Origin of the sequence: Streptomyces sp. NBC_00390 (assembly GCF_036057275.1) — a bacterium.
GTDB lineage: Bacteria > Actinomycetota > Actinomycetes > Streptomycetales > Streptomycetaceae > Streptomyces.
Window position 1 is genome coordinate 7,063,933 of record NZ_CP107945.1, and the last position, 24,620, is coordinate 7,088,552.

A 24,620-nucleotide genomic window follows, 5' to 3' on the forward strand; every position below is an offset into this window, starting at 1 on the left:
AAGTTGACCGCATGGAGGAGCTGGATCGTCAGATCGTGGAATTGCTCGTCAAGGACGGGCGGATGAGCTACACCGACCTGGGCAAGGCCACGGGCCTGTCCACCTCGGCGGTGCATCAGCGCGTCCGCCGCCTGGAGCAGCGGGGCGTCATCCGCGGCTATGCCGCCGTCGTCGACCCCGAGTCGGTGGGGCTGCCGCTCACCGCGTTCATCTCGGTGAAACCCTTCGACCCCAGCGCTCCCGACGACATCGCCGAACGGCTCGCCGGCGTCCCCGAGATCGAGGCCTGTCACAGCGTGGCCGGCGACGAGAACTACATCCTCAAGGTGCGCGTTTCCACCCCGCACGAGCTGGAGGAGCTGCTCAGCCGCATCCGCTCCCTGTCCGGGGTGTCCACACGCACCACGGTCGTGCTGTCCACCCCGTACGAGGCACGTCCGCCGCGTATCTAGGCTGGTCCCATGACCGAGAGCACCGCCCCCCAGAGCGAACACCGCACCGTGCTGCTGCGCGGCGGCGAAGTCCACAGCCCCGCCGACCCCTTCGCCACCGCGATGGTCGTCGAGAAAGGACATGTCGCCTGGGTGGGTTCCGAAGGCGCGGCCGACGCCTTCGCCGCCGGGGTCGACGAGGTGATCGACCTGGAAGGCGCCCTGGTCACCCCGGCCTTCACGGACGCGCATGTCCACACCACGGCGACCGGACTGGCCCTCACCGGCCTCGATCTGTCCGGCGCCGCCTCGCTCGCCGAGGCGGACGCTCTCGTACGGGAGTACGCGGCGGCCCGTCCCGGCGACCGGGTCCTGATCGGCCACGGCTGGGACGCCTCCCGCTGGCCCGAGCGGCGGCCGCCGCGCCGCGCCGACCTCGACGAAGCCACCGGCGGGCGGCCGCTCTATCTGACCCGCATCGACGTCCACTCCGCCGTCGTCACCACGGCCCTGCTGGATCTGGTGCCCGGTGTCCGGTCGATGAGCGGCTTCCGGGACGGCGAGCCGCTCACGGGCGACGCCCACCACGCCGTTCGTGCGGCCGCCTATGCCGGGCTCGCCCCGCTGCAGCGCACCGAGGCACAGCGCGCCGCGCTGCGGCACGCCGCCTCGCTCGGCGTCGGAACCGTCCATGAGTGCGGCGGGCCCGACATCTCCTCCGAGGACGATTTCACCGGACTGCTGAAGCTGGCGGCCGACGAGCCGGGTCCGCGGGTCGTCGGCTACTGGGCCGACCTGGACGTCGAGCGTGCGCGGGCCCTGGGGGCCCTGGGGGCGGCAGGGGACCTCTTCGTCGACGGTTCGCTCGGCTCGCACACGGCCTGCCTCCACGAGCCGTATGCCGACGCGGCACACAACGGCACGGCCCGCCTCGACACGGCGGCCGTCGCGGAGCATGTCATCGCCTGTACCGAGGCCGGGCTCCAGGCGGGCTTCCACGCGATCGGCGACGCGGCGGTCACCTCCGTGGCCGAGGGGATGAAGGCCGCCGCCGAAAAGCTCGGCCTGTCCCGCGTCCGCGCTGCCCGACACCGGGTCGAGCACGCCGAAATGCTCACGCCCGAAACGATCGCGGCCTTTGTGGAGTTCGGCCTCACCGCCTCCGTGCAGCCCGCCTTCGACGCCGCCTGGGGCGGGGAGGCGGGCATGTACGCCGAGCGCCTCGGCGCCGCGCGGGCCCGCACCCTGAACCCGTACGCGGCGCTTCTGCGGGCCGGGGTCCCCCTGGCTTTCGGCTCGGACAGTCCCGTGACCCCGCTCGACCCGTGGGGAACCGTCCGGGCGGCCGCGTTCCACCGCACGCCCGAGCACCGGGTGTCGGCGCGGGCCGCTTTCACCGCCCACACCCGGGGCGGCTGGCGCGCCGTCGGCCGTGACGACGCCGGGGTGCTCGTGCCCGGCGCGCCGGCCGACTACGCGGTCTGGCGCACCGACGAACTGGTGGTGCAGGCGCCCGACGACCGGGTCGCACGCTGGTCCACCGACCCCCGCTCCGGCACCCCTGGCCTGCCCGATCTCACTCCCGGGACCGAGCTGCCGGAGTGTCTGCGAACAGTGGTCCGCGGGCGCACCGTCTTCGCAACGCCGAACGGGTGACGTACGGACATTCCGCACCACCCGCCGGTGCGCACCGAGCTCCGCCGCGACCTGCGGATCTTCGTCGCTGACCTGGTCGTTCGACCAATCCTCGCTGCTCGGGCGACTGTTGACAGCGAGCGCCCACCGGCCGGTAGGTTCGGCCGAGTCCACCACAGGACGTCCGTCCGGCAGACCTTCCACGCAGTCGTCGACCGCCGCTGGGCCATGGGGTGGTGTGCCGCACCGGCGCACCACCACTGGGAGCCAGGTCCAGTGCTCGCGCCTCGGGGGCAGAGGGAAGGTTTCAGCCGTGCGGCAGGTGTGACCCGGGTAGGGCCCGGCGTTCAGTAGACAACGGCTCTCGGTCGACCCGCAGCCAGCGGGCGCCAGGTCGGCCCGAAGGACGCCGGGTCCGATCCGCTGCCGCACCCCGCCGCCTCCCACCGCACCGCCTGCATGGCCGCTTCTGTCCGCTGCGTTCCGCCGCCCTGCCAAGGAGTCCGCCTCCGGTCCGTGCCGACGCAGGCGCTCTCGACACGCTCGCTATGGTGGGGCTCTGTGCACGGACCGAAGGGGCAGCAGTGAACGACGGTGGTGGGGTTCCCCGTGGCGGAGTCCAGGAGCGGCGGTACGGCCCGCTCGGCAAGGCCCTGGTGATCATCCCGACCTACAACGAGGCCGAGAACATCCAGGCGATCGTCTCGCGGGTGCGCGCCGCCGTGCCCGATGCCGACGTGCTCGTCGCCGATGACAACAGCCCCGACGGGACGGGCAAGTTCGCCGACGAGATCGCGGTCCAGGACGAGCAGGTGCAGGTACTGCACCGCAAGGGCAAGGAAGGCCTCGGGGCGGCCTACCTCGCGGGCTTCGCCTGGGGCATCGAGCGCGGTTACGGCGTCCTGGTCGAGATGGACGCCGACGGCTCCCACCAGCCCGAAGAGCTGCCCAGGCTGCTGACCGCGCTCAAGGGCGCCGACCTCGTCCTCGGCTCCCGCTGGGTTCCGGGCGGCCGGGTCGTCAACTGGCCCAGGCACCGCGAGTTCCTCTCCCGCGGCGGCAGCACCTACTCCCGTCTGCTGCTCGGTGTGCCCATCCGGGACGTCACCGGAGGCTTCCGGGCCTTCCGCGCCGAGACCCTCCAGGGGCTCGGCCTCACGGAGGTGGCCTCCCAGGGGTACTGCTTCCAGGTCGACCTGGCCCGCCGCGCGGTGGCCGCCGGCTACCACGTCGTCGAGGTACCCATCACCTTCGTCGAACGCGAACTCGGCGACTCCAAGATGAGCCGGGACATCGTTGTGGAAGCCCTGTGGCGGGTCACCGCGTGGGGTGTGGGGGACCGGGCGAACCGGCTGCTGGGCCGCAAACCCCTGTCCGGATCACCGGATTCCCGCTCTCCGCGATCTTCCTGATCACCCGCTTACGCCGATCGGCCGGACGCCCAGGCACACTGGGGGGCATGACGACCGGCGCACCGCCCCCTACAGCCCCCAGGCGCTCGCGCGCCCGCACCTTCCTGCCGCTCGGCATCGCCGCCTGGCTGGTCCTGGAGATCTGGCTGCTGACCGTCGTGGCAGACGTGGCCGGTGGGCTCACCGTCCTCGTCCTGCTGGTCGGCGCCGGCGTGCTCGGGGCCGTGGTGATCAAGCGGGCCGGACGCCGTGCGTTCACCAGTCTCACCGAGACACTCCAGCAGCAGACCGGCCAGGCCCCGCCCACGTCGGCCACCCCGCCGCGCAGCGAGGGCAACGGCTTTCTGATGCTCGGCGGACTGCTGCTGATGCTGCCCGGCCTGATCTCGGACGCGGTGGGGCTGCTCCTGCTGCTGAAGCCGGTCCGTGCCCGGCTCGGGCGGTACACGGAGAAGTCGCTGGACCGCCGGATGAGCGCCGCGGCGCCCGGCGGCTTCGGCGATGTCTTCCAGCAGGCGAGGATCCACCGGCCGGACGGCAAGATCGTCCAGGGCGAGGTCATCAGGAACGAGGAAGCGGCCGCGAGCCGCCACGAGGAGCAGGGCCCGAGGCCGCCGCTGACGCCCTGACCGCGCGGGCGCGGCGGACCGCGAGGCCACGTCCGCGGGACCGAACGGCGGCATCCGCCGTCGGTGCGCCCGGGCAGGTGTGCTGCGTCCGGTCGGCCGTGGACAGCCCCGCCGCCGTCGGTCGACCCGGTCGGTGGGCCTGGGCATCGGTCGGCGGGTCCGCCCGGGCAGGTGTACTGCGTCCGGTCGGCGCTGTGGACACACGCCGCCGGCCGCCGCCCCGTCCGGGGCCGAGAGCGAGCGGCGGAATCCGACGTCAGGTGCCGGGTCCGGCCGATGGGCCATGAGTAACCTCACCACCCGACGGTCCGCCCCGGGTGCGCGCGCGGTTGCCGCGGTGCACCGCCCGGCGTGCGGCGGCCCGCACGCTCCGACGGGTTCGCCGCACCTGGCGGTGCGTCCGGGCCGGTGGGCGTCTCACCTCTGGAACACCCCAACGTGGGCACAGAAAAGCCGCGGGCTGCGACCACACTCGGTGTGTCGCAGCCCACGGCTCTTTGTTCAGCTCTGCAGCTGTAGCTGTGCGATCAGGCGGACTTCCTGCTGTCACGCGGGTGCACAGCGATGTTCATGGCGCCGGAGCGCAGGACCGCCAGCCTTTCGGCCAGCACCTCCTCGAGTTCCTCGCGGGTACGCCGCTCCATGAGCATGTCCCAGTGCGTACGCGCCGGCTTGCCCTTCTTCTCTTCGGGGCCGTCCCCGTCAACGAGGAGTGCCTGGGCGCCGCACGCCTTGCACTCCCACTCCGGCGGAATCTCCGCCTCGACCGAGAACGGCATCTCAAATCGATGTCCGTTCTGGCATGCGTACTCCACCGCCTGGCGCGGGGCCAGATCGATGCCGCGGTCCGTCTCGTAGCTGGTAACCACAAGTCGCGTGCCGCGGAGAGCTCGCTCACTCATGAATCGTGCCTCCCGGGCTTGTCGCCCACAGGACAGGTGTCGCTGTCGTCGTCATCCGGTCAACGTCCGGTCGGCGGTAAAGATTCCCGTTCCGGGTCATGCGTCGCCCGTCGTGCCGCTGCTTTCCCATTGCTTGGGGTACCCACCAGTGCCCGGTTTGTCACATCTGACAGAAAGTGTCACCCAGTGATTTCACTTCTTCCGCACGCAGTAACGGTCCGCCTGGCAGGCCAAAGGCGTACACTACCGGCCTTTCACTTCAACGTCTAAATCCGCTCCGGTACCGGGTTGCCCGCGGCAGCCACCGCGCGGCGCACCGGCACCCGTGCGAGCAGCACGAATCCGAGCGCGAAGAAGATCACCAAGGAGATGATGGCGTCCCGGTAGCTGCCCGTCATCTGAAACGCGAGGCCGAACACCAGCGGGCCGAGCCAGCTGAGCCCCCGGTCGCTCATCTCGTAGGCCGAGAAGTACTCCGCCTCCTTGCCACGCGGCACCAGATGTGAGAACAGCGAACGCGAGAGCGCCTGGCTCCCGCCCAGTACCAGTCCGATCGCGGCCGCCAGCACGTAGAACCAGACCGGAGCGTGCGCGGGCAGGAAGTAGCCGGCGGCCAGGATCACGGTCCAGACGCCCAGCGAGCCGAGGATCGTCCGCTTCGCGCCGTACGTCCGTGCCAGCCGGCCCATCCCCAGCGCGCCCGCCACCGCCAGCACCTGGACCAGCAGCACCGCCGTGATCAGCGTCGTCTGGTCGAGGCCCAGTTCCTCGGAACCGTAGACCGAGGCCTGCGAGATCACGGTCTGCACGCCGTCGTTGTAGACGAGATACGCCAGCAGGAACGACAGCGTGAGCGGATGGCGGCGCATGTCCCGCAGCGTCGCCATCAGCTGGCGCCAGCCCGATCCGACCGTGCCCTCGGCGCCCGGCGCGACGTGGCGGTCCCGCAGCCGGCGCAGCGGCACCAGCGTGAAGGCACCCCACCACAGGCCGGCGGAGGCGAGACAGATCCGCACCGCGTCGCCCTCGGAGAGCCCGAAGGTGTCGTGGCCCGAGTAGACGACCAGATTCAGTACCAGCACCAGGGCGCCCGAGGTGTAGCCGAAGGCCCAGCCTCGCGACGACACCGCGTCGCGCTCGTCAGGTTCGGAGATCTGCGGCAGATAGGCGTTGTAGAGGACCATCGAGACCGACAGCGACGCATTGGCGACGATCAGCAGGAACGCGCCCAGCACGTACCGGTCGCCGTCCAGGAAGAACATCCCGGTCGTGGCCGTCGCGCCCAGATACGCCGCGACGGCGAGCAGCGGTTTCTTGCGGCCCGTACGGTCCGCCACGGCACCCACGAGCGGCATCACCAGCACCGCGATCACCACTGACGCGGACACCGCATATGCGAAGAGGGAACCCGCCCGCACCGGCACGCCGAGCGGATGCACGAACCCGTCGGCGTCCGCCGCGGCCTTCGCCACGGCCGTCAGATAGGGCCCGAGGAATACGGTCAGGACGCTCGTCGAGTACACCGAGCACGCGAAGTCGTAGAAGTACCAGCCGCGTTGCTCGCGTCTGCGCTCATCCGTCCCGTCGGTGCGGTCCGTGGTCCCGGCCGTCATCGCGCCCCCTCGCTCATACCCGTTGCAGGCGCGTTCGGGGTCAGACCCACACTCCCCGGTCGGAAAGTACCGTGCGCAGTGTCTCCAGATGATCGGTCATGATGCCATCGACGCCAAGGTCCAGGAGCGCGGCCATTCGATCGGCTTCGTTGACCGTCCAGACATGGACCTGGAGGCCCCTCTCGTGGGCCGCCCGTACGAACCGCCGGTCCACCACGCGGATGCCGCTCTGTGTCTCCGGCACCTGGGCGCACACCGCGCCGCTGCGCAGCGCCGCCGGGATCCCGTACGAGCGCAGCCGCAGCGCGAGCACGCCGCGCACCCCGTAGGAGGTGGCCAGCCGCGGGCCCGCGAGCCGCATCGCCCGGGTGACGCGGCTCTCCGAGAACGAGCCGACGCACACCCGGTCCCAGGCGTCGGTGCGGCGTATCAGATCGACGAGCGGAACCAGCGCGGACTCGACCTTGAGGTCCACGTTCCAGCGAGCCTCCGGGAACTCCTCCAGCAGTTCCTCGAACAGGGACAGCGGCTCCGTGCCCCCGACCCTGGCCTGCTGGACCTCGCTCCACGGCAGCGCCGCTATGTGCCCCCGCGCATCGGTGACCCGGTCCAGGGTGGCGTCGTGGAACGCCACCAGCCGGCCGTCCGCGGTGGTGTGCACATCGGTCTCGAAGTAGCGGTAACCGGCATCGGCGGCACGCCGGAACGCGGCCGCGGTGTTCTCCAGGCCGTCCGCCGCCCCGCCGCGGTGGGCGAAGGCGAGCGTGGCCGGGTGGTCGAGATAGGGGTGGCGTACACGAGTCACTTCCGCAGTATCGCCTGTTCGGGTGACCCGACGGCCACGACCGTGCTGCCGCCCTCCGTCCCGGGGATGGCGAAAAGCCGCAGGAACAGTTGCGCGAGCGGCCCGATGGCCAGCGCGTATGCCACGGTTCCCACACCCACCGTGCCGCCCAGCGCCCAGCCGGCCGCGACCACCACGACCTCGATGCCGGTACGCACCAGCCGGATCGAGCGGCCCGTGAACCGGTGCAGACCCGTCATCAGTCCGTCCCGCGGCCCGGCCCCGAACCGGGCCGAGATGTACAGACCCGTCGCCGCGCCGTTCAGCACGATGCCCGCCGCCAGCACGGCGATCTGCATCCCGAGCCCGTGCACGTCCGGCACCAGTGCCAAGGTGGCGTCGATCCCCAGGCCGACCGCGAACACATTGGAGATGGTGCCGAGACCCGGCCGCTCCCTGATCGGGATCCATGCCAGGAGCACCAGTGCGCCGACAATGATCGACACCACCCCGATCGTCAGCCCGGTCCGCTCCGCCAGCCCCTGATGCAGCACGCCCCATGGCTCCAGGCCGAGCCCGCCGCGTACGAGAAGCGCCGAACTCGCTCCGTACAGCGCGAGGCCTCCGTACAGCTGCACGAGTCGGCGGGTGAGGTGCGCGGACACGATGTTGCCCCCTGAGTGGTGGTAGTGGACTGATGCATGACACTCTGTGGCTACGGAATGAATGGCAACCATGGCCAATTCGAGGAAGGTGGACTGACTTTCATGTCACAGTGGACCTCGGCCGTGGGCGCAGCCCAGCTCGCCAGGCAGCTCACCGCGCAGCAGCCGCGCCCCGCCGGACCCGGCACCCGCAAGCCGCCCGCCTACCGGGCGCTCGCCGACGGCATCCGGCTGCTCGTCCTCGAAGGCAGGGTGCCGGTCGCCGCCCGGCTCCCCGCCGAGCGCGAGCTCGCCCTGTCGATGTCCGTCAGCCGTACGACCGTGGCCGCGGCGTACGAGGCGCTGCGCGCCGAGGGCTTTCTGGAGTCCCGCCGAGGGGCGGGCAGCTGGACCGCCGTCCCTGCGGGCAACCCCCTGCCCGCCCGCGGCCTCGAACCGCTGCCGCCCGAGTCGCTCGGGTCCATGATCGACCTCGGCTGTGCCGCGCTGCCCGCGCCCGAGCCCTGGCTGACCCGAGCCGTCCAGGGCGCTCTCGAGGAACTGCCCCCGTACGCCCACACCCACGGTGACTACCCGGCCGGTCTGCCCGCGCTGCGCCAGATGCTCGCCGACCGGTACACCGAGCGCGGCATCCCGACCATGCCCGAGCAGATCATGGTCACCACCGGGGCGATGGGCGCGATCGACGCCATCTGCCATCTGTTCGCCGGACGCGGTGAGCGCATCGCGGTGGAGTCCCCTTCCTACGCCAACATCCTTCAGCTGATGCGTGAGGCCGGCGCGCGCCTGGTGCCCGTGGCCATGGCCGAGGGGCTGACCGGCTGGGACATGAGCCGCTGGCGCCAGGTCCTGCGAGACGCCGCGCCCCGGCTCGCCTATGTCGTCGCCGACTTCCACAACCCCACGGGCGCCCTCGCCGACGAGGACCAGCGCCGCGCCCTGGTGGACGCGGCCCGCTCGGCCGGAACCGTCCTCGTCGTCGACGAGACGATGTCCGAGCTCCGTCTCGACCTCGATGTGGACATGCCCCGTCCCGTCTGCGCCTTCGACCCGGCCGGCTCGACGGTCCTCACCGTCGGCTCCGCCAGCAAGGCGTTCTGGGCGGGCATGCGCATCGGCTGGGTGCGTGCTGCCCCCGACGTGATCCGCTCCCTGGTCGCGGCGCGTGCCTACGCCGACCTCGGCACGCCCGTCCTCGAACAGCTCGCCGTCAACTGGCTGATGAGCACGGGAGGCTGGGAGGAAGCCGTCTCCCTGCGGCGCGAACAGGCCCGCGAGAACCGTGACGCGCTCGTCGGCGCGCTGCACAGGGAGCTCCCGGGGTGGGAGTTCGAGGTCCCCCACGGAGGTCTGACGCTCTGGGTCCGTACGGGCGGGCTGTCCGGTTCACGCCTTGCCGAGGTCGGCGAGCGGGTGGGCGTCCGGGTCCCCTCGGGGCCGCGCTTCGGCGTCGACGGCGCGTTCGAGGGCTATGTGCGGCTGCCCTTCACGGTCGGCGGCCCGGTCGCCGAGGAGGCGGCGGTCCGCCTGGCCGCCGCGGCACGGCTGGTGGAAACGGGCGCGTCGACCGGCACGGAGGCACCGCGCACGTTCGTGGCGTGACCGCCCTCGCTCGCCTGTGACCGAGGCGCCCCGGGGATTGCGCACGGAACAGGCCTGGCGGAGCCGGCGGCGACCGGGTGGGGCGGCGGCCCCACCGGGGTCAGCCCTCCGCCGGGACCGGTGCGGCGACCTGGGGCGCCGTGGTCGGCTCCGGGTGGTCCGGCAGCTCAAGCTCCGGGTGGTCCGGCAGGTCAAGCTCAGGGTGCTCCGGCAGGTCAAGCTCAGGGTGCTCCGGGAGCAGCGCCAGGACCGCCTGACGGTGCGCCTCGCTCGAGCCCTCGTCGAACGGGTCCGGCGTCGCCGGGACCTGGAGCCGCAGGACCGGGCCGGTGCCGAGCCGTGCGTACCCGCGGCCGGGCGGTACGTCCGCGGTCGGCGTCGTGCGCGGTTGGACGCCGAGGACCGTGGCGACCTGGTCGAAGTCGGCGGGCCCGAGCACGACCCGCGCCCGGGTGTGGGTCCGCACGGTCTCGGTCAGGCAGTCCATGCTGTCGAACTGCTCCGCCACCACCACCGTCACCTGCGCCGCCCGCCCGTGCCGCAGGGGGATCTGGAGCAGTTCCTGGGGGTCGGCGCGGCCGTCGGCCGCGGCCAGGTGTCCGAACACGCTGGGCCGGTCCATGAGGATCCACAGCGGACGCTTGGTGTCGTCGGGAGCGGGGTGCCCGGCCTGGCGTGCGCGGTTCGACGCGATCAGCCGCCGCTCGGTCTCGTTCGCCGCCCACTCCAGGCCGGTGAGTGCACCGGTGAGACCGCATTCGACGGCGAGGACGCCCGCGCGGCCGGTCAGGCACGCGTATTCGCCTGTCCCGCTGCCCTCCACGATCAGCACCTCTCCGTGCTGCAGTGCCTGCAGCGCGATCGAGCGGAGCAGTGTCGTGGTACCGCTGCCGGGCTCGCCGACCACCAGCAGATGCGGCTCTGTGGAGCGGGGCCCGGTGCGCCAGACGACCGGCGGCGCGAGTTCCGTCTCCTCGCCGCGGGTCACCGGCACGGTCCGCTGCACCGCGTCGGCGTCGGTGAACCCCAGCACGGTCTCGCCGGGCACGGTGACGAAGCGCTGGGCGGCGATGGAGGTGGACAGCGCGGGCAGCACGCTCATCAGCAGCTGGTTGCCTTCCTCGTCCCAGCTGAAGCGGTACTCGCGGCCGCGACCGGACTTGGCGTGCAGCAGCTGCTCGATCCGGGCCCGGGAGGCGGCCTCGCTGTCGGTGAAGTACGCGGGGTACTTCACGCGCAGCCTGCTGATCCGCCCGTCGCCGTCGAACTCGAAGTCGCTGAAGGCCTTGGTCCACTCACCGCCGTGGCCGTAGAGCGGCGCGGGGTCCTCGGGAACCGAGAAGTACGGCACCAGGGCCTCGTACACGGCCTGGAGCCGCCCCGCCTCCGCCTTGTCCGGGCCCGTTCTGACCGGAGTGCGTACGCGTCCCTGCCAGGCGGCCGCGCCCATCACCGTGATCAGGGCCAGCAGCGGCCCGTACGGGATGAGCGCGACCGCGAGGACAGTGGCCGCCACGGCGAACAGCGCGGGACCACGCCGTTCCTTGGGGGTGCCGGCCCACTTGTGGCGGGCCAGGACGGCCAGTTTCCGCAGACCACGGGTGACCGTGATCAGCGGGTGGAGCACGTCTGTGGCGCTTTCGGCGGCCGTGCGCGCGATCTCGCGGCTTCGTGTGATCTGTGCGCTGCCACTGCTCAGAATGCGGGGGAGTGGTCGCCGGGCCACATCTGTCTCCTGAAGGTGCTGAGCTGACGGGGTCGGGGCTGTCAGAACTTGATCCCGCCCAGCAGTCCGGCGAGGCTCGTCGTGCCTGCCGTGATGCTCGGCGCGATCGCGGTGCTCGAGAGGAAGAAGCCGAAGAGCGCGGAGACGGTGGCGTGCGACGCCTTGAGGCCGTCCTTCCTGAAGAAGAGGAAGACGATGATGCCGAGCAGTACGACGCCTGACATGGACAGAATCATGAGCTTTCTCCTGGTTGAGGGGACAGACACCATGAGTTCTTCCATGCTTACGGGTGGTATCTATGTGACAAAAGCTGCAAATGGGTGAAAATCCTGAGTTTTCACTGCGTTGGCGGACGGCCGGTCATTGATCGGCGGGCACGCGGTGCAGTGGCGCGGCACAGTGTCCGCAGCGCTCCCGTCCCGGTGTGGTCCCTTCGTCGCACGGGCCCCCTCGCACGGGTCGGGCGGCAGTACCCTGTCGGTTCATTCGTGCGGCTGCCCTTGCCGCGCGTCCCAGGTCAACGTCGTGAAAGGCGGTCCGAACGATGAGCGAGGTCCCGGACTCCGAAGTGATCGAACTCGCGACCAAGGTCTTCGACCTCGCGCGGCAGGGGGAGACCGAGACACTCGCCGCGTACCTCGACGCGGGCGTCCCGGCCGACCTCACCAACGACAGGGGCGACACCCTTGTCATGCTCGCTGCCTACCACGGACACGCCGCCACGGTGGAGGCCCTGCTGGCACGGGGCGCCGAGCCGGACCGGGCCAACGATCGCGGCCAAACCCCGCTGGCCGGTGCGGTGTTCAAGGGGGAGGGTGACGTCATCCGCGCTCTGCTGGACGGCGGTGCGGATCCGCAGGCGGGCACACCGTCCGCGGCGGATACCGCACGAATGTTCGGGAAGGCCGACCTGCTGGAGCTGTTCGACGGTCGCTGAGCCCAAGCGGAACGCGCGCCACCGGCGCGCGCGGCGAGTGCTGATCAGCTTGTGACCTGCTGCTGAGCAGCCACCTATGGCTCGTCGTAAATGTGGTCGCGGTGGCGAAATGGGTGGGTCATCATGACGTCGAGCCCTGTCCCGGACGTCAGCCGGGAGTTCCCCTGGGGCCACCGAGGAGAGGCAGAGGAAGATGGTTCACACCAAGCGGAAGACGCAGACGACGACAGGCGGCCCCACATGCTGCTGCGTGGCCTAGGCATGTCATCCCCCGGTCGCGTCGACAGCTTGATGTGAGGCACTTTCCATGTTCGATCCAGTCATAGCGCCGAGCGGCACCCTGCTCGGCCTGCTGCAGAGGGGCCGCGGCGACGGCACTCTGCACGCACTCGCGGCGCCGCGGGCGGAAGCTCTCGCAGCCCTCAACCACTGCGTGCTCAACGACCCACGCCACGACTGGCAGGTCGAGAACCGCTCCCTCTACTACGCGCGCCTCTACCTCGACCTCCACGGCTCCCTCGAGGAGATCGAGCGGCACCTGAACGACGTCGACGACCACCTCGATACCGACGAGGCCAGGACCGGTCTCGCGCTCGCGGTGCTCGGACACCTCGCCTCCTACGGCCGCGGTGACGCGCTGGCCCTGCTGCGGCGCTACGCCGCGAGCGGCGCCAACTGGGCCTGGGCACTCGACGAGCTCGCCCTGCGCGACAACGACGCAGGCCTGCGCGAGCTCGCCGCCCCGATCCTCGCCAGATTCCCCGCCACGCCCGAGGGCGACGCCGAACTGGCCTCCGCCGTACGCGACGCCTTCGAGCCCCGGCCGTGGCGGCTGTGGGCCGAGGACCCCCGCGAGACCATCGGTGCGCGCATCCGCGCCGCCCGGGAAACGGGCTCCTTCGACCGGTGGCAGCGGCAGATGCGGCCGTCCGGCCCCCGCCCCGGCTGGAGCGTCGAGGCCGTCTTCGAGTGGGCGCAGCAGGGCCTCGAGCGCGGCAGCGTGCTCCATGTGCCGGCCGCCCGCTGCCTGTCGGCCGTGGCCGGTCCCGAGGACCGGCCCGCCATCCTCGAAGCCGCCCTCAGCGGCCCGGAGGGCGCTCGCTGTGCCGCCCTGCACTTTCTCGCCGAGTCACGCGATCCCGTCGTCCTGGATCTGATCGAGGCCGCCGCGAGTACCGCGTCGAGTACCGTCGCCGAAGCCGCCGTGGCCGCGTTCGAGCGGATGTGCGGCGAGGAAGCCGTCGACCGTGCCCGTGGCTGGGTGCACCGCCCGGACGCCCTCGGAGCGTCCGCCGCCGGAGTGCTGGCCTGCCGCGGCGGCGCGAGTGACGCGGCGCTCGTTCTCGGCGCGCTGCGCGAGACCGTACGCGCCGACGGGCCCGACGCGCCCCTGCTGAATTCCCTCGTCGACGGCGCCGGACGCCTCGGCATCGCCTGCGCCGCACCCGTACTGCGCCATGTGTACCGGGAGACCGCCTCCTCGCAGCTGCGCGGACGCGCGGCCCGGGCGCTGGCCGCCACCGACGCCTCCTTCGCCACCGGCTTCGCCGTCGAATGCCTGTGGGACTGCGAGGAGACCACCAGGGAAGTCGCCGCGCTGCACGCCGAGACCGGTGATGTGCGCGTGGCCGAGCGATTGCGGCGACTGGCCGCGGACCCCGCCGAAGAGGCCGAGGTACAGACGGCCGTGCGGAGCAGAATCGGCCCGGACATGACCGCCATGTGATCCCCGCGTGTGGACGGCGTGACGGCGGCCTGATCATCTGACGCGTGGGCAGGCCGCCGCCCACAAACGCTCATGGGACGTTCCCCGTCCGGAAAGATCCACGTTGGGCCAGCCACCCCGGGCCCGAGGACAACACGAGTATGCGTGTCGTCATCGTCACCGAGTCCTTTCCGCCAGACGTCAATGGTGTGGCGCACTGCGCCCTGCAGACCGCGCGGCATCTCGCCGCACGCGGTCATGAACCGCTCGTCATAGCCCCGGCAGCGGCCGGGGCCGACGCCGCCGACCCGGGCGCACCCTGCCCGGTGGTGCGGATTCCCTCCCTTCCCCTTCCTGGCTATCCCCAAGTACGGGTGGCCCTGCCCAGCCGCAGGGTGGCCGCCGCGATCACCGCCCACCGGGCCGACATCGTCCACCTCGCCAGCCCCTTCGTCCTGGGGGTGCGCGGGATGGCCGCCGCCGCCAAGCTCGGCCTGCCGGCCGTCGCCGTCTACCAGACGGATCTGGCCGGCTACGCCCGCACCTACGTCGGCGCCGGAGAAGGCGCCGCGTGGCGCCGGATCCGAGCCGTGCACGGCGCCGCCGACCGCACGCTCGCACCCTCCTCCGCCGCGCTGCGCGACCTGGAGGAGCACCGGGTCGAACGGGTCCGGCTGTGGCCGCGCGGCGTGGAGACCACGCGTTTCAGGCCCGAGCTGCGCGACGAGGCGCTGCGCCGCGAACTCGCGCCGGACGGTGAGCTGATCGTCGGCTACGTCGGCCGGCTCGCCCCCGAGAAGCAGGTCGAGAACCTGGCCGGAGTGTGCTCACTGCCCGGTGTACGGGTCGTGGTCGTCGGCGACGGGCCGAGCGAGCCGTCCCTGCGCAGCGCCCTGCCCGGCGCGGTCTTCCTCGGGCGCCGCACCGGCGACGACCTCGCCCGGATCTTCGCCTCGCTGGACGTGTTCGCGCACACCGGCCCGTACGAGACCTTCTGCCAGACCGTCCAGGAGGCCATGGCGAGCGGGGTACCGGTGATCGCACCCGCGGCCGGCGGCCCGCTCGACCTCGTCGACCACGGCCGCACCGGGCTGCTGGTGCGGCCGCACGACGTGGACTCGGTCACGTCCGCCGTCGCGCACCTCGCGGCCGCCCCGGCGCTGCGGGAGGCCTACGGACAGGCCGGGCGCCTTGCCGTGGAAGGCCGCACCTGGGCCGCCGTCGGGGACATGCTGCTCGACCACTACGCCGATGTGCTCGGCGCGCGCACGGCGGTGGCGGCATGAGCGGCGGGAACGGGCTCCGTATCGTCCGGCTGGCGAACTTCGTCACCCCTTCCTCCGGCGGGCTGCGCACCGCGCTCGGTGAGCTCGGCCGCGGCTATCTGGCGGCCGGTCACGAGCCCGTGCTCGTCGTGCCGGGGGAGACCGAGAGCGACCGCATGACCTTCCAGGGGCGGATCATCACCCTGCCGGGGCCCGAACTGCCCGGCACCGGCGGCTACCGGGTGCTCGCCGGCCGGCGGCGCCTGCGTCACCTGCTGGAGGAGCTCGCCCCCGACCGGCTCGAGGTCTCCGACCGCACCACCCTTCGGTGGACCGGCGAATGGGCGCGTCGCCGCCGGATCCCCTCGGTCATGGTGTCGCACGAGACCGCCGACGGCGTGCTGCGCACCTGGGGGCTGTCCGAGCCGGCCGCGGCGAGGGCCGCGGACCGGCTCAACCGGCGCAGCGCATGGGCGTATTCGCGCATCGTGTGCACAACGGAATGGGCGGAGCGCGAGTTCGTACGGATCGGGGCGCGCAACGTCGTGCGGGCGCCGCTCGGGGTCGACCTGGAGCGCTGCCGGCCCGGCCGGCGCAGCACCGCGCTGCGTGCGCGGCACGCGGCAGGGGCCGACGTGCTCCTGCTGCTCTGCTCCCGGCTGTCGGTCGAGAAGCGGCCCGGCACCGCCCTTGACGCGCTCGCCGCGCTGCGCGAGCGAGGTGTGCGGGCGGCCCTGGTCGTCGCGGGTGACGGGCCCCTGAAGGGCTCGCTGATACGCAGGGCGAAGACGGAGCGGCTGCCGGTCGAGTTCCTCGGACATGTCGCGGACCGCGAGAGGGTCGCCGACCTCCAGGCGGCGGCGGACCTGTGCCTGGCCCCGGGCCCGGCCGAAACGTTTGGCCTGTCCGCCCTTGAGGCTCTGGCCTGCGGCACCCCGGTCGTCGCGAGTGCATCCTCCGCACTCCCGGAGGTCGTGGGAGATGCGGGCGCGGCTGCGGCGGACACGGGCGAGGACTTCGCCACGGCGGTCCAGGATCTTCTGGCGCGCCCGGAAGGCACCCGCCGTGAGGCGGCCCGCGCGCGGGCAGAGCTCTTCGACTGGCACCGTTCCGTCGCGGCCTTCCTCAGGGCCCACGACGCCGTCCCGGCCCATGACGCCACCCCTGTCCACGAGGGCGCCAACGCCACTGAGGCCGGAAGGTGACCGGCGCGGCATCGCCGGAGGAGGCCGTCCACCCGGTACCCCGGCAGTCGGGCCATGCCGACGGAGCGCCGGGAGCGACGGCCGGACACGTCAGGGACGGGCACGCCGCGACAAGCGGCAGGCGGTTGCCGGGCCGAGCTGCCCCGGCCCGGCCCGACGGCGTTCCAGCTGCCCGGCGGGCGCAGCACATCGGCGCGGCCGGCACCGCACCGCTCGACGGGGCAGCGACCCCTGCCGGAACCGTCGAGGACGCGGTGTCCCCTACGGGCGACGAGCCGTGCATCAGCGCCGAAGCACGGGGTGCGGCCGTGTCGTCGCCCTGGCCCGGCGCTGCCTCCGCCGGCGTCCCCGCGGGGACGGCCGGGGGTGCGCCGCGTGGCGCGGGCGGCGGCGATGCGGCGCCTGTCGCCGCGTTCCCTGACGGAACGCATCACACTGCCGGACCGGTGCCTGTGGTGCTGTCCTCCGACGGGAGCGGTCAGGCAGCCGAAGTGCTGTCCGGGGACGGGTCTGCGGGTCCGGCGGGTGGGTCGGTGGGGTCTGCGGACGGTGGTGCTGCGGTGCCTGTCGTCGTGTCCCGCGACGGGAGCGGTCATGCCGTCGAGATGGTGCCCGGGGCCGGCGCTGCGGGTGCGGCGTCCTCGGGCGGCAGCGCCGGCCTAGCGGTGCCTGTAGCGCCTGTGGGGGTGTCCTCCGGCGGGAGTGCTCATGCCACAGAGGCCGTGTCCGGTGTTCCGGGCCCGGGCACGGCCGGTACGGCATCGGTGCGGCGGGAGGAGCCCGCCGTGCCTGGGCGCGGCGCCGCACGCATCGTGCCCGCGCTGCGCCTCCCGCGGTTCGTCGCGCTCGGCGATTCGCTCACCGAAGGCGTCGGCGACCCCGTCAAGGGCGGCTGGCGGGGGTGGGCCGCCCTGCTCGCCGCCGGCATGGGGAGTCCGACCGAGCCCGCCGTGTTCCGCAATCTCGCCGTCAGCGGTGCCCTCACCAAGGACGTGGCCGCATCGCAGGCGCCGCAGGCGCTCGCCTTCGCGCCCGATGTCGCCTCCGTCGTCGTCGGCGTCAACGACACGCTGCGCCGTACCTTCGACATCGCGGACCTCGCCGTCCGCCTCGACGAGGTCTGCGCCTCCCTCGCCGCCAAGGGCACCGTCCTGCTCACCGCCTGTCTGCCCGACCCCGGCGCGATGTTCGGGCTGCCCGCCCCGCTCGCCCGGCCGCTGGCCCGCCGGCAGCGGGCGGTCAACGCCGTCGTCCACGCCCTGTCCGACCGCTACGACGCCGTACATCTGCACGCCGCCGACGACGCCTGGGTCGCCGACCGGTCCATGTGGAGCGCCGACCGGCTGCATCCCGGCGAGCGGGGACACCGGATGCTCGCCCGGGGGTTCCACGAGCTGCTCGCCGCCCGCGGACTCGCCCACGGCAGCGCACCCGCCACGGAACCCGACCAGCCCAGGCCCACCCGTGCCGCCTCGGTGCTGTGGCTCGCCACGGCCGGTACCGCATGGGTCGCCCGCCGGTGCACCGATCTGCTGCCGCAGCTGCTGCGACTCGCCGGACACGAGGTCCAGCACTGGGCGCGCGGCACCAGCGCACGCCTGGACCGCAGCGCAGAGCTCGCCCTCTCCTCCGCGCTCGCCGCCGTGTCAAGGGACGTGCCCGTTGCCAGAATGGGGGAATGAGCGGGCGCTGGGAGTTCTGGATCGACCGTGGCGGGACCTTCACCGACATCGTGGGCCGACGCCCCGACGGCCGGCTCGTGACCCGCAAACTCCTGTCGCACAACCCCGAGCGCTACCACGACGCTGCCGTCGCCGGCATCAGGCTGCTGCTCGGCACACCCGAGGGCCGGCCCGTCCCGGCGGACAGCGTCGCCTGCGTCAAGATGGGCACCACCGTTGCCACCAACGCCTTGCTGGAGCGGCGCGGTGAGCCGACGGTACTCGTCATCACCGAGGGGTTCCGGGACGCGCTGCGCATCGCGTACCAGAACCGCCCGCGCATCTTCGACCGCCGCATCCTGCTGCCCGAAGCGGTGTACGACCGGGTCGTCGAGGTCCCCGAACGCACCGACGCCCGCGGCGACACCGTCCGTCCGCTCGACCTCGAGGCCGTCACCGAACAGCTGAGGACGGCCCGCGACGACGGCATCACGAGCGCCGCCGTCGTCCTCATGCACGGCTACCGCCACCCCGACCACGAGCGGCGCATCGCCGCCGCGGCCAGGGAACTCGGCTTCACCCAGGTCAGCTGTTCGCACGAGGTCAGCCCGCTGATCAAGCTGGTGCCGCGCGGGGACACCACCGTCGTCGACGCCTATCTCTCGCCGATCCTGCGCCGGTACGTCGACGAGGTCGCGGCCGAACTCGAGGGCATCCGGCTGATGTTCATGCAGTCCAACGGCGGGCTGCGCGAAGCCGCCCACTTCCGCGGCAAGGACGCAGTGCTCTCCGGCCCGGCCGGCGGCGTCGTCGGGATGGCACGCACCTCGGAACAGGCCGGGTTCGGCCAGGTCATCGGCTTCGACATGGGCGGCACATCCACCGATGTCTCGCACTACGCGGGCGAGTTCGAGCGTGAGCTCGGCACTCAGGTCGCCGGGGTCCGGATGCGTGCGCCCATGATGAACATCCACACCGTGGCCGCGGGCGGAGGTTCCGTGCTGCATTTCGACGGCCGCCGCTACCGGGTGGGCCCCGACTCGGCGGGCGCCGTGCCCGGACCGGCCTGCTACCGGCGCGGCGGACCGCTCACCGTCACCGACGCCAATGTGATGCTCGGCCGGGTCCAAGGCGCCCACTTCCCGGCGGTCTTCGGTCCGGCCGGCGACCGGCCGCTGGACGCCGACATCGTGCGCGAGCGCTTCACCGAGCTCGCCGCGCGGGTTCGCGAGGAGACCGGCACAGAGCGCACCCCCGAGGAGGTCGCCGCAGGATTCCTCGAGATCGCCGTCCTCAACATGGCGAACGCCGTGAAGAAGATCTCGGTGCAGCGGGGGCACGACATCACCCGCTACGCCCTCACGTCCTTCGGCGGGGCCGGCGGCCAGCACGCGTGCGCGGTGGCCGACGCGCTCGGCGTCAACACGGTGATCGTGCCGCCGCTCGCCGGGGTGCTCTCCGCGTACGGCATCGGACTGGCCGATGCGACCGCGATGCGCGAACAGTCCGTGGAGGCGGAACTTGACGAACGGTCCGTGGACCATGTCCGGGCCCTGTGCGACGAGCTGGCCGACCGGACCCGCACCGAACTGCGTGCCGACGACATCCCCGAATCCGCGATCAGCACCCGCGCCCGCGTCCTGCTGCGTTACGCCGGTACGGACGCGAGCCTGCCCGTCCCGCTGGACACCGCCGCCGCCATGAAGGACGCCTTCGAGTCGGCGCACCGCGCGCGCTACGCCTTCACCATGGACAAGCCGCTCGTGGTCGAGGCGGTCTCCGTCGAAGCGATCGGTGCGGCCGGCGAACACGGTGAGACCGTGGTGGAAGCGGCCGCAGGAGACAGGGACTCCGCGAACGTCGCCCCGCGCGACCGCGTCGGGATGTTCGTCGACGGGGGGCGCCGCGAGATTCCGCTGTACGGCCGCACCGACCTGCGGCCCGGCGACGTGCTCCAAGGGCCGGCGATCGTCGCCGAGGCCGATGCCACGACCGTCGTCGACCCCGGCTGGCAGGCAGCGGCGGGCGACGGCGGCCATCTGCTGCTCACGCGCGTCCGGCCCCGCCCCGGCAGGGCTGCCGCCGGCACCGATGTCGACCCCGTGCTCCTCGAGGTCTTCAACAACCTCTTCATGGCCATCGCCGAGCAGATGGGCGTCCGTCTCGAGAACACCGCCCACTCCGTCAACATCAAGGAACGTCTCGACTTCTCCTGCGCCCTGTTCGACGCCGACGGCAACCTGATCGCCAACGCACCCCATATCCCCGTGCACCTCGGTTCGATGGGCGAGTCCATCAAGGAGGTGCTGCGACGCAACGAAGGACAGATGCGACCGGGCGATGTCTACGCGATCAACGACCCCTACCACGGTGGCACGCATCTGCCCGATGTGACCGTGGTGACGCCCGTGTTCGAGGGCGAGGAGCTTCGCTTCCTCGTGGCCTCGCGCGGCCATCACGCCGAGATCGGCGGCATCACGCCCGGCTCCATGCCCGCCTTCAGCCGCACCATCGACGAGGAGGGCGTGCTCTTCGACAACTGGCTTCTCGTACGGGACGGGCGGCTGCGCGAGACGGAGACCCGCGCACTGCTCACGGGCGCTCCTTATCCGTCGCGTGCGCCGGACACCAACCTCGCCGACCTGCGCGCCCAGATCGCGGCCAACGAGAAGGGCATCGCCGAACTGCGGCGCATGGTGGACCAGTTCGGACACGATGTCGTGCAGGCCTACATGCGGCACGTCCGCGACAACGCCGAGGAGTCGGTGCGCCGCATCATCGCCGGGCTCGGTGACGGCTCGTACCGCTACGAGACCGACGGCGGCGCCGTCATCCAGGTCGCGCTGCGTGTGGATCGCGAACACCGCAGCGCCGTGATCGACTTCACCGGCACATCGCCGCAGCAGCCCGGCAACTTCAACGCCCCGAAGTCGGTGGTCATGGCCGCCGTGCTGTACGTCTTCCGCACCCTGGTCGCCGACGACATCCCGCTCAACAGCGGCTGTCTGGAACCCCTGGAGGTGCGCGTGCCGGACGGTTCGATGCTCGCTCCCGTCCATCCTGCCGCCACCGTCGCGGGCAATGTGGAGACCTCGCAGGCCGTCACCGGCGCGCTGTACGCGGCCCTCGGCGTACAGGCGGAGGGCTCGGGCACGATGAACAACCTGACCTTCGGCAACGAGCGGGTCCAGTACTACGAGACGGTGGCGAGCGGAGCGGGAGCGGGCGAGGACTTCGACGGGGCCGATGCCGTGCAGACCCATATGACCAACTCCAGGCTGACCGATCCCGAGGTCCTGGAATGGCGCTATCCGGTCCGCGTGGACTCCTTCGCCGTACGCACGGGCAGCGGCGGCGACGGACGTCATCGCGGCGGGTGCGGAGTCGTCCGCAGGATCCGCTTCCTCGAGCCCATGACGGCCGCGCTGCTGACCGGGCATCGCCGCGTCCCGCCGTACGGCATGGCCGGCGGGGCACCCGGGGAGCTCGGCGAGAACCATGTGGAGCGCGCCGACGGGACCGTGTCCCGGCTCGGCGGCGTCGACGCCGTGGACGTCGGGCCCGGCGACGTCCTGGTCATGAGCACGCCGGGAGGCGGCGGGTACGGCGTGCCGCCCGGGAAGAGCGCCGCGGGCGAGGGACGCGCAGAGGTCGTGTCCGCGCCGTAACGCGCCGTAAGCGCCGCCAGTTCCGAGCGGGGGCTCATGGGCACGCGCTCACCGACGCGTCAGGCCCGCGACGGGTACCCCTCGCGCCAGGCCCGGGACGGGCGCCCCGTACACCGCGCACCGCCTGCCGGGGCGGATCGCGCCGTTTCGACCGTTGTCAGTGCGAGGACCTAATCTGTGCACCGTGACTTCGCCTGCCTCGACGGACTTCGTTCCGCCCCAGCTCAGCGCGGGGCCGCGGCCCGCGCAGGGCCCGGCCGCCGACGAAGGGCTCGCGCGGCGGCTCCGTGCGCTCGCGTGCACCGCGCCGCTGCACGACCTCGACGTGCGCAAGGCGAACCTCGCGGGGGAGTACTCGATCTACGCGATGGCCGAGATCGCCCTGGCCGCCATCGATCTCGTCACACTGAACATGGACTTCGACACCGGGGCCGACCATGACCAGATAGTGGCGCGCCTCCTGCCGCGCGTTGCGGCCCAGGCTCCGCAGCGGCCCGTCGCCGAGCACGAGCGGGTCGCCCGCTGGGTGCTGGAGAACCTGATCAACGTCGGCAGTGTGGACCGCGGATTCCGCGCCGTGTACGGCACGTTCGGGGCCGACGGCGTCTACACGCGCCGTGACTACGACTTCAAGCTGATCGAAGAGGTCCCCGGCTACGGCGGCAGTGTCTATCTGCGCACCACCGACGAAGCGGTCAACGTCCTGGTGGGGGCGCTGGACACGGATGTCACCAGCGCGCAGATCGCGGCCGAGGTGAAGCTGGAGGTCCTCATCAGCCGGGGCCGCCTCGCCGACGCCCAGCTCGCCGCGGAGCAGGCGCGCTACCGCACCGTGCAGTACTCGCAGATCCTGCGCAGGACACTGGAGGCCACCCGGCGCAATGTGCGCGCCGTGGACTGGCTCAATGCCGTACCCGACATGATCGCCGAGGCGCTCGACCACGTCGCCGACCGCTACCGCCACGAGAACGCGATCCTCACCAACATCCGCAAGGCACGCGACGAGGCCGAGGACCCCGAGCACAAGCGGCGTGCCGCCGAGCTCGTCGACATAGTCAAGGACTGCATCCGCCGCCACACCCAGCTCCAGTCCCGGCTGCTGGAGGCCGGCCCGCTGTTCCGCGCCGAGCAGGACCGTCAGGCCTTCGCCCGGCCAACCACGCGTACCGGTCTCGATCTCTACGGCCAGCTGGTGGCTCCGCTGCTGCCGCTGCCGGTGGAGTCGGCGATCCGCGTCACCGACGCGTTCTTCGCGCGCGGCACCGGGCTGCGTACACCGGCCTCGGTCCGGGTCGGCGATCTCGTCGACCTGCTGCTCACCCCGCCCGTGGAACGCGAGCACCTGGGCGCGGAGATGCCGGAGCCGGACCTGATCGCCACCCCCGACGACAGCCGCTTCAGCGAGGAGCAGCTGGCGAGCGCCATGCAGCTGCTCGACCTGGAGCACGACGCCCCCCGCCGGCTCTCCGGCCTGCTCGCCGAGGCGCGCCGTCGCGACCCCGATCTGCCCTATCTGGTCGCCCTGCTCGCCGTCCACGCGGCGAGTCCGCCGGTCGGCACCGCCTACCGTCAGGGCGAACAGCGCCTGCTGTTCGCCGTCGACGACGGCACCGAGCTCGACGACCCCGAGTTCGGCGGCGCCGACCTGATCGTGGGTACCGCGCTGCTGGACGCTGCGGGCATGGCGGCCGACCGCACGGAGGCGGCGTGAGTACCGAGCCCGGGGTCCGCGCCGGCGCGCCCAGGTCCGAGCGGGAGACGGCGCAGCCGTCCATCGACACCGCGGGAAGGGACGGGGCCCCGCCCGCCACAGGCGCACCCGTCCACCCCGTACGACGGCACCACCACACCGAGGAGTCCCCTTCGTGAGCGACCTGCACGAACACGCCGCCGCGTTGAGCGAGCCCGTCGCCCCGCAGGGGCCCCCGGCCGGACCGATCTCGGCGTCCGGGGGCGTCACCCCCGCCGACGCCGCCGACGCCGCGCGCCTCGTCTCCTTCGGGCTCCAGCCCAAGCTGCTCCCCGCCCGTGACGTCGAGTACGCCGAACTGCTGCGCCGCTACCGGGAGGACACCGCGTTCGCCCGCCTCGCCGACGCCGTCGCCACCGGCCTCGGTCTCGTGGTCCTCGAGGTCTCGCCCCGCGCGGGCATGGCCGTGACCGCGGGCGAGGACTCGGTCTTCGCCGTCCGCATGGGGGACTACGCGCGTCGCGCCGCCGCCGACTCCGCGGACCGCTTTCTGCACGGCCTCGCCCATCTGGCGGTCGCCGCCCTGGCGTTCCCCCGCCCCGAGGACCTCGCCGACGACGGCTACATCGGCCGGATCACCGTCAACGGCGTCGACTCCTTCGTACGCCAGGCCTGCCGGCGCCTCGAGGAGCGCGCCGACGAGCACGGCGAGAACACCGACCCGGCCACCGACGCCCCCGGCCTCGAGGCCGCCTGGCGTATCTACGCCCGCCGCAGCGCAACCGGCGCCACCAAGGACGCCCGCCGTCTCGCCGGATCCACCACCGGCATCGTGGGCAAGGCCGTCGCCTTCCTGACCGACTCCGGATTCCTGCAGCGCACCGGAGACGACGCCGGCGGCGCCTACCGCACGACGGCCCGCTACCAGCTGCAGGTGCGAGACATGGCGGGCAGCGCGGCCATGGCCGAACTGCTGGAGCTCGGTGTCGTACCGGTCAGCGACGGCAGCGCCTCCCTCGTGCCGCCGCCCGAGGGCGACGACCTGGAGCTGGCCGCCGACGCCGGCCTGCCCTTCCACGCGTAACCGCCA

Annotated in this window: 20 protein-coding genes; 14 read left to right on the forward strand and 6 right to left on the reverse strand. The window is 72.3% G+C overall.

The annotated features are described in order from the left end of the window. Positions 1-11: 11 nt before the first annotated feature. From OHS70_RS31355 to fxsA, 4 genes are all read left to right on the forward strand, one after another. On the forward strand, positions 12-452 hold the full coding sequence (locus tag OHS70_RS31355) for an Lrp/AsnC family transcriptional regulator (RefSeq protein WP_328402962.1): 441 nt from the start codon (positions 12-14) through the stop codon (positions 450-452). A 9-nt stretch (positions 453-461) separates the two neighbouring features. Beyond that, on the forward strand, positions 462-2,087 hold the full coding sequence (locus tag OHS70_RS31360; RefSeq protein ID WP_328402964.1) for an amidohydrolase: 1,626 nt from the start codon (positions 462-464) through the stop codon (positions 2,085-2,087). Between the two features lie 563 nt (positions 2,088-2,650). Continuing rightward, the gene (locus OHS70_RS31365; RefSeq protein WP_328402966.1) at positions 2,651-3,478 is read left to right on the forward strand and encodes a polyprenol monophosphomannose synthase; all 828 of its coding nucleotides are present in this window, start codon (positions 2,651-2,653) and stop codon (positions 3,476-3,478) included. Between the two features lie 47 nt (positions 3,479-3,525). Further along, entirely contained in the window at positions 3,526-4,107 is a 582-nt protein-coding gene (fxsA, locus tag OHS70_RS31370; protein WP_328402968.1) for an FxsA family membrane protein, read from the forward strand. Positions 4,108-4,634: 527 nt separating this feature from the next. Here the strand turns inward: fxsA and OHS70_RS31375 are convergent. The 4 genes from OHS70_RS31375 to yczE form a co-directional block, all read right to left on the reverse strand. After that, a complete protein-coding gene (locus OHS70_RS31375) occupies positions 4,635-5,009 on the reverse strand; it encodes an RNA polymerase-binding protein RbpA (RefSeq protein ID WP_003959706.1) in 375 nt (124 codons plus the stop codon). A gap of 266 nt (positions 5,010-5,275) precedes the next feature. Continuing rightward, positions 5,276-6,622 (reverse strand): MFS transporter, encoded by a 1,347-nt coding sequence (locus tag OHS70_RS31380; RefSeq protein ID WP_328402970.1) that lies wholly within the window; start codon positions 6,620-6,622, stop codon positions 5,276-5,278. A gap of 40 nt (positions 6,623-6,662) precedes the next feature. Further along, positions 6,663-7,427 (reverse strand): glycerophosphodiester phosphodiesterase family protein, encoded by a 765-nt coding sequence (locus OHS70_RS31385; RefSeq protein WP_328402972.1) that lies wholly within the window; start codon positions 7,425-7,427, stop codon positions 6,663-6,665. Next, on the reverse strand, positions 7,424-8,071 hold the full coding sequence (yczE, locus tag OHS70_RS31390; protein ID WP_443062681.1) for a membrane protein YczE: 648 nt from the start codon (positions 8,069-8,071) through the stop codon (positions 7,424-7,426). The genes OHS70_RS31385 and yczE overlap by 4 nt, the downstream gene beginning before the upstream one ends. Positions 8,072-8,173: 102 nt before the next feature. On the opposite strand from yczE, the gene OHS70_RS31395 reads away from it, so the two are divergent. Beyond that, positions 8,174-9,673, forward strand: a complete 1,500-nt coding sequence (locus OHS70_RS31395) for an SCO1417 family MocR-like transcription factor (protein ID WP_328402977.1) — start codon at positions 8,174-8,176, stop codon at positions 9,671-9,673. Positions 9,674-9,773: 100 nt separating this feature from the next. On the opposite strand, the gene OHS70_RS31400 is transcribed toward OHS70_RS31395, so the two are convergent. Both OHS70_RS31400 and OHS70_RS31405 read right to left on the reverse strand, forming a co-directional pair. Further along, the gene (locus OHS70_RS31400) at positions 9,774-11,399 is read right to left on the reverse strand and encodes an ATP-binding protein (RefSeq protein ID WP_328402979.1); all 1,626 of its coding nucleotides are present in this window, start codon (positions 11,397-11,399) and stop codon (positions 9,774-9,776) included. A gap of 41 nt (positions 11,400-11,440) precedes the next feature. Then, entirely contained in the window at positions 11,441-11,635 is a 195-nt protein-coding gene (locus OHS70_RS31405; RefSeq protein WP_328402981.1) for a hypothetical protein, read from the reverse strand. A gap of 308 nt (positions 11,636-11,943) precedes the next feature. Between OHS70_RS31405 and OHS70_RS31410 the strand changes: the two genes are divergently transcribed. From OHS70_RS31410 to OHS70_RS31450, 9 genes are all read left to right on the forward strand, one after another. Beyond that, entirely contained in the window at positions 11,944-12,336 is a 393-nt protein-coding gene (locus OHS70_RS31410; RefSeq protein ID WP_328402983.1) for an ankyrin repeat domain-containing protein, read from the forward strand. A 307-nt stretch (positions 12,337-12,643) separates the two neighbouring features. After that, positions 12,644-14,062, forward strand: coding sequence for a HEAT repeat domain-containing protein (locus OHS70_RS31415; protein ID WP_328402985.1), 1,419 nt, complete (start codon positions 12,644-12,646; stop codon positions 14,060-14,062). A gap of 140 nt (positions 14,063-14,202) precedes the next feature. Then, entirely contained in the window at positions 14,203-15,327 is a 1,125-nt protein-coding gene (locus OHS70_RS31420; RefSeq protein WP_328402988.1) for a glycosyltransferase family 4 protein, read from the forward strand. Continuing rightward, positions 15,324-16,511: a glycosyltransferase gene (locus OHS70_RS31425; protein ID WP_328402990.1), complete on the forward strand. Its 1,188-nt coding sequence runs from the start codon at positions 15,324-15,326 to the stop codon at positions 16,509-16,511. Before OHS70_RS31420 ends, OHS70_RS31425 begins: the two co-directional genes overlap by 4 nt. A gap of 821 nt (positions 16,512-17,332) precedes the next feature. After that, positions 17,333-18,193, forward strand: a complete 861-nt coding sequence (locus OHS70_RS31430; protein WP_328406048.1) for an SGNH/GDSL hydrolase family protein — start codon at positions 17,333-17,335, stop codon at positions 18,191-18,193. Continuing rightward, positions 18,190-21,840, forward strand: a complete 3,651-nt coding sequence (locus OHS70_RS31435; RefSeq protein ID WP_328402992.1) for a hydantoinase B/oxoprolinase family protein — start codon at positions 18,190-18,192, stop codon at positions 21,838-21,840. Before OHS70_RS31430 ends, OHS70_RS31435 begins: the two co-directional genes overlap by 4 nt. Before the next feature lie 184 nt (positions 21,841-22,024). Beyond that, positions 22,025-23,551 carry a hypothetical protein gene (locus OHS70_RS31440; protein WP_328402995.1) on the forward strand — a complete coding sequence of 509 codons (1,527 nt, stop codon included), beginning with the start codon at positions 22,025-22,027 and terminating at the stop codon, positions 23,549-23,551. Then, the gene (locus OHS70_RS31445; protein WP_328402997.1) at positions 23,548-23,709 is read left to right on the forward strand and encodes a hypothetical protein; all 162 of its coding nucleotides are present in this window, start codon (positions 23,548-23,550) and stop codon (positions 23,707-23,709) included. Before OHS70_RS31440 ends, OHS70_RS31445 begins: the two co-directional genes overlap by 4 nt. Beyond that, complete coding sequence (locus tag OHS70_RS31450) at positions 23,706-24,614, forward strand: hypothetical protein (protein WP_328402999.1); 909 nt, start codon at positions 23,706-23,708, stop codon at positions 24,612-24,614. Before OHS70_RS31445 ends, OHS70_RS31450 begins: the two co-directional genes overlap by 4 nt. The last annotated feature ends 6 nt before the right edge of the window (positions 24,615-24,620 follow it).

Excerpts from the sequence above, each read along its gene's own strand:
- OHS70_RS31355 (WP_328402962.1), top strand. The coding sequence starts at position 12 with ATGGAGGAGCTGGATCGTCAGATCGTGGAATTGCTCGTCAAGGACGGG.
- OHS70_RS31360 (WP_328402964.1), top strand. The coding sequence starts at position 462 with ATGACCGAGAGCACCGCCCCCCAGAGCGAACACCGCACCGTGCTGCTG.
- fxsA (WP_328402968.1), top strand. The coding sequence starts at position 3,526 with ATGACGACCGGCGCACCGCCCCCTACAGCCCCCAGGCGCTCGCGCGCC.
- OHS70_RS31375 (WP_003959706.1), bottom strand. The coding sequence starts at position 5,009 with ATGAGTGAGCGAGCTCTCCGCGGCACGCGACTTGTGGTTACCAGCTAC.
- OHS70_RS31380 (WP_328402970.1), bottom strand. The coding sequence starts at position 6,622 with ATGACGGCCGGGACCACGGACCGCACCGACGGGACGGATGAGCGCAGA.
- OHS70_RS31395 (WP_328402977.1), top strand. The coding sequence starts at position 8,174 with ATGTCACAGTGGACCTCGGCCGTGGGCGCAGCCCAGCTCGCCAGGCAG.
- OHS70_RS31405 (WP_328402981.1), bottom strand. The coding sequence starts at position 11,635 with ATGATTCTGTCCATGTCAGGCGTCGTACTGCTCGGCATCATCGTCTTC.
- OHS70_RS31410 (WP_328402983.1), top strand. The coding sequence starts at position 11,944 with ATGAGCGAGGTCCCGGACTCCGAAGTGATCGAACTCGCGACCAAGGTC.
- OHS70_RS31415 (WP_328402985.1), top strand. The coding sequence starts at position 12,644 with ATGTTCGATCCAGTCATAGCGCCGAGCGGCACCCTGCTCGGCCTGCTG.
- OHS70_RS31420 (WP_328402988.1), top strand. The coding sequence starts at position 14,203 with ATGCGTGTCGTCATCGTCACCGAGTCCTTTCCGCCAGACGTCAATGGT.
- OHS70_RS31425 (WP_328402990.1), top strand. The coding sequence starts at position 15,324 with ATGAGCGGCGGGAACGGGCTCCGTATCGTCCGGCTGGCGAACTTCGTC.
- OHS70_RS31435 (WP_328402992.1), top strand. The coding sequence starts at position 18,190 with ATGAGCGGGCGCTGGGAGTTCTGGATCGACCGTGGCGGGACCTTCACC.